Below are 3,458 nucleotides of genomic sequence, written 5' to 3' on the forward strand. Positions count from 1 at the left end.
GGCGGACGGGGGCGGGGGCCTCGGCCTTCTTCGTACGCGCGGGCTTGTTCGTCCGCTCAGGCTCGGCCGGAACCGCCTCGGCCGGCGCTTTGGCGGACGACGCCTTCACGGGAGACGGTTTGGGGGCGGCTTTGCTGGCGCCGACGCGGGGTCCGACTCGGGTTCCGGCTTGGGCTTTGGCCATGAGGGCGGCGGTCTTTCGAGGCGTCGACGCGGTCGGGGCTGGCTTTGCGCGCGGGTCAGCCGCCGCACCCGCTCATGTCGAGCCCGGAGCGGTCGACGGCAAGGTGAGGCCGGCGGGACGCAGGCCCGACATGCAACGCCCTTGCTAGAACGAAACGCGTACGCCGGCAACCATGCGGTGAAACAGCGGACCGGGGAGGCGGCGAATCGCGGGCTTAGGAAATTTTGTGAAAAACGCTTATCTTTGATCCCGTGATCTTCGATCCCCCCGGGGTGATGACGAGGCCCCATGGCCACCATGACCATTTCCCTGCCCGATCCGATGAAGGACTGGATCGAGGCGCAGATCAGACAGGGCGATTACGCCAGCACGAGCGACTATGTCCGCGACCTCGTGCGCCGTGACCGCGAGCGGCGGGCCCAGCCCGAACTGACGGTTCAGGATCTGCGCCGAATCGTCGACGAGTCCCGCGCCAGCGGACCGAGCCGTCGCAAGGTCCCCGACATCGTCGCCCGGGCCAGGACGCATGCACAGGGCGACCAGCCGCTGGATGAGTGACTACACCCTCACGAAGAGGGCAGAGGCGGACCTGTTCGACATCGCCGTCCACGGCTACCGGCAGTTCGGTGTCCGCCAAGTCGAAGCCTATGCCGCCGGTCTGGAGCACGCCTTCCAGCTCCTCGCCGACAATCCCCGCATGGGCCGGAGGGCCGACGCGATCCGGCCCGGCGTGCACCGGCACGAATACGCCGCGCACGTGATCCTGTACGAGCCGGTGGATGGCGGCGTCCTGATCCTGGCCATCGTCCACGGCCGCAGCATGAGACGTCTCGCGCTTTAGTGCCTCGTCCCGGTTGCGAATTCTTACGACCCGGCGTTGCGGGCCATGAAGGTGGCGGGGGTGCCGTCCTCGGGATTCACGAACACGATGTCGGTGGGGGCCCGCCGCGGGGTGTCGATCGACAGGAACGTCACCGGCTCGCCCGGGGCGATCTCCGGCATCGCGTGCACCGTGCCCGTCTCGAAGAACAAGAGCTGGCCGGGGCCGAACGTCGTGAGGTTCGCGGGGTCGCCCAGCCAGACGGTGCCGCGTCCCGACAGGCAGTACAGGTACTCGTCGCAGGTGGCGTGATAGTGCGGCGGGGTCGGGCGGTAGACCCGGAACACCCGGGCGCTCGCCGCCGCCCGGTCGGTCAGGTAGGTGTCGACCAGGAGCGTCCGCGCGCTGTCGGGCAGCGCCGCCGCGAGCGCCGCCACGTCGAAGATTCCGGTGCCCGTCTCGGTCATGGCGCCCGCCTCACGACGCAAAGCCTTCGAGCACGATCTTGCCCTTGGCGCGCCCGCTCTCGATCAGCGCGTGCGCCCGCCGCAGGTTCCGGGCGTCGATCGGCCCGTAATGCTCGCCCAGGGTCGTGCGCAGGCGCCCCGCATCCACCAGCCGGGCGACCTCGTCGAGGAGCGCGCCCTGGGCGGCGATATCGGAGGTGCCGAACATCGAGCGGGTGAACATGAACTCCCAGTGCAGCGACAGGCTCTTGCGCTTGAGCAGCGCCACGTCGAGCTGCGCGGGGTCGTCGATCAGGGCGAACCGGCCCTGCGGGGCGATCAGCGTCGCGATCTCGGCGAGATGCGCGTCGGTGTTGGTGGTCGAGAACACGAGGCCCGGCGCGCCGAGGCCCAGGGCCGCCACCTCGGCGGAGAGCGGCTTGGCATGATCGACCACGTGGTGGGCGCCGAGATCCCGGCACCAGGCCGCCGTCTCCGGCCGGGACGCGGTGGCGATCACGGTGAGGTCGGTGAGCTGCCGGGCGAGCTGGATCGCCACCGAGCCGACGCCGCCCGCCCCGCCGACGATCAGGATCGCCGGGGCGGCGCCCGGAACCGGTTTCTTGGCGTCGAGCCGGTCGAACAGGGCCTCCCAGGCGGTGATCGCGGTGAGCGGCAGGGCGGCGGCCTGCGCCCAGTCGAGGCTGGCGGGCTTGTGCCCGACGATGCGCGCGTCGACGCAGTGGAATTCGGCGTTGGTCCCGGGCCGGGTGAGGTCGCCCGCGTAGAACACCGCGTCCCCGACCGAGAAGCCCTCGGCCTCGGCACCCATGGCGAGAACGGTGCCGGCGGCGTCCCAGCCCAGGACCTTGACCCCGCCGGCCTCGGGCTCGGCCCGCACCCGGACCTTGGTGTCGACCGGGTTCACCGAGACCGCCTCGACCTTCACCAGCAGGTCGCGGGGGCCGGGATCGGGCCGGGGCAGGTCGCAATCGACCAGGGCCTCGGCCTCGGTGATCGGCAGGGATTTTCTGTACCCGACGGCGCGCATCGCAATCTCCTCCGGCTGACCCGCACGGAGATGCCGTCCGCCTTCACGGCGCGCAAGTACGCACATAAAACGCCAATAGTGCCGAGAATGATACCGTCCGCCGATCGCCTTGGGATCCCGCCATGCCTCGCACCCGACACCATCGCGGCAGTTGCAGCCCCGGCTGCGCCGTCGAGGCCACCCTCCGGCTCATCGACGGCAAGTGGAAGGGCGTGATCCTCTACCACCTCATGGAGGGGACCCTGCGCTTCAACGAGATCCGCCGGCGGCTGGCGAGCGTGACGCAGCGCATGCTCACGAACCAGCTGCGCGAGATGGAGGCGGACGGCCTGATCGCCCGGAAGGTCTACGCCGAGGTGCCCCCGAAGGTGGAGTACAGTCTGACCGAGCGGGGGCGGACCCTGGAGCCGGTCATCCACGCGCTCAAGGTCTGGGGCGACCTGCATGCCGCGTTGCAGGAGGCCGAACGGCAAGAGGCCGGACTGCAAGAGGCCGGACTGCATGCCGAGGCGGCACCCACCGTCGGGACTGCCGCCTGATTGTGCATTGCAAGACGGGCCAAACCCCTCCACCGTAACGGTGTTTTTAGAACCGTCCCGGATGATTCCGGTGAACGTTGCACCAGACCGGGTTCCGATGGCCGTCCTCTCCTCGCTCCGCGCGCGCATCCTCGCGGTGGCGCTCGCGCCCTGCCTCGCCTTCGCGGGGGCGGCCGGGTGGGCGGTGTCCGACCAATGGGCGCGGCGCGCCGAGATGGACCGGGTCGAGACCCTGGTCGGCCTCGCCTCGCGGATCAGCGCCTTCGTCCACGAGGCCCAGCGCGAGCGCGGCGCCTCCAGCCTGTTCCTGGCCGCCAGGGGGGCACAGTTCGGGCCGGAACTGGCGGTCCAGCGCAGCCGCACCGACGCGGCTTTGGCCGGGCTCCCCGACGCGATGGCGGCCGCGACCGGCTTCGGC

The 3,458-nt window shown here is 70.5% G+C and carries 6 protein-coding genes; 4 read left to right on the forward strand and 2 right to left on the reverse strand.

The genetic code is table 11. The annotated features are described in order from the left end of the window. Nucleotides 1-472: 472 nt before the first annotated feature. Both FV228_RS23840 and FV228_RS23845 read left to right on the forward strand, forming a co-directional pair. Complete coding sequence (locus tag FV228_RS23840; RefSeq protein ID WP_147856835.1) at nucleotides 473-742, forward strand: type II toxin-antitoxin system ParD family antitoxin; 270 nt, start codon at nucleotides 473-475, stop codon at nucleotides 740-742. Next, complete coding sequence (locus FV228_RS23845) at nucleotides 735-1,025, forward strand: type II toxin-antitoxin system RelE/ParE family toxin (protein WP_147856836.1); 291 nt, start codon at nucleotides 735-737, stop codon at nucleotides 1,023-1,025. Before FV228_RS23840 ends, FV228_RS23845 begins: the two co-directional genes overlap by 8 nt. Nucleotides 1,026-1,048: 23 nt before the next feature. Here the strand turns inward: FV228_RS23845 and FV228_RS23850 are convergent, their stop codons facing one another. Both FV228_RS23850 and FV228_RS23855 read right to left on the reverse strand, forming a co-directional pair. Then, on the reverse strand, nucleotides 1,049-1,471 hold the full coding sequence (locus FV228_RS23850; protein ID WP_147856837.1) for a cupin domain-containing protein: 423 nt from the start codon (nucleotides 1,469-1,471) through the stop codon (nucleotides 1,049-1,051). A gap of 10 nt (nucleotides 1,472-1,481) precedes the next feature. Next, on the reverse strand, nucleotides 1,482-2,501 hold the full coding sequence (locus FV228_RS23855; RefSeq protein WP_147856838.1) for a zinc-binding alcohol dehydrogenase family protein: 1,020 nt from the start codon (nucleotides 2,499-2,501) through the stop codon (nucleotides 1,482-1,484). Nucleotides 2,502-2,623: 122 nt separating this feature from the next. Here FV228_RS23855 and FV228_RS23860 point away from each other — a divergent pair, with 122 nt between their 5' ends. Beyond that, nucleotides 2,624-3,040 carry a helix-turn-helix domain-containing protein gene (locus FV228_RS23860; RefSeq protein ID WP_238263125.1) on the forward strand — a complete coding sequence of 139 codons (417 nt, stop codon included), beginning with the start codon at nucleotides 2,624-2,626 and terminating at the stop codon, nucleotides 3,038-3,040. A gap of 97 nt (nucleotides 3,041-3,137) precedes the next feature. Beyond that, nucleotides 3,138-3,458 (forward strand): nitrate- and nitrite sensing domain-containing protein (locus FV228_RS23865; RefSeq protein ID WP_187277883.1); only part of this gene is annotated, 321 nt, incomplete at its 3' end.

The organism is Methylobacterium sp. WL18, assembly GCF_008040015.1.
Lineage (GTDB): Bacteria > Pseudomonadota > Alphaproteobacteria > Rhizobiales > Beijerinckiaceae > Methylobacterium > Methylobacterium mesophilicum.